The following is a 532-nucleotide window of genomic DNA, read 5'->3' as shown; positions in this document are numbered from 1 at the left end:
GATCGCCCCCGATCTCCACTCCGGCGCTGCGGAACCATATCGGCCACCATCGATCCTGCGGGCTGATCCTCTGCATATTCCGGGCTTCCCGCGCATCCAGCGGCAGACGGCGGCCCTCGAGCAGGGCCGGACTGCACATCGGGGTGAAAACCACCGCAGCCAGATGCTCGGACTTCAGGGCCGGCCAATCCCCGCGACCGGTTCGTATTGCAACATCGATGCGAGCTTCCGCGAGGTCGATCACGGTGCTGCTGACTTCGAGCTCGATCTCGATATCCGGATGAGCGGCTTGAAAGGAGCCGATGTTTCGCGCGAGCCAGTTGCTTGCAATGCTCGCCGTCGTGGCAATTCGCAGTACCGTCTCGCTCTCGCCGGTCAGCTCGTCGAACGCCATTTCGATCTCGTCGAAAGCGGTCGCCAACCGTGATGCGACGCGAGCGCCCCCGACAGTCAACTCGGCGCGTCTTCCTCGCCGGACAAAGAGCGGTTCGCCGACCCGCTCCTCGAGTATCTTGATCTGATAGCTGATGGC

Annotated in this window: 1 protein-coding gene; it reads right to left on the bottom strand. The window is 63.2% G+C overall.

Going from position 1 to position 532, the window contains the following annotated elements; all coding sequences use genetic code 11:
- On the bottom strand, window positions 1–532 hold a 532-nt coding region (locus tag RAD16_RS40545; protein ID WP_458163642.1), incomplete at both ends, for a LysR substrate-binding domain-containing protein.

The sequence above is a fragment of the Bradyrhizobium sp. 18BD genome (assembly GCF_054185225.1).
This window is presented reverse-complemented; position numbering and strand designations above follow the sequence as displayed.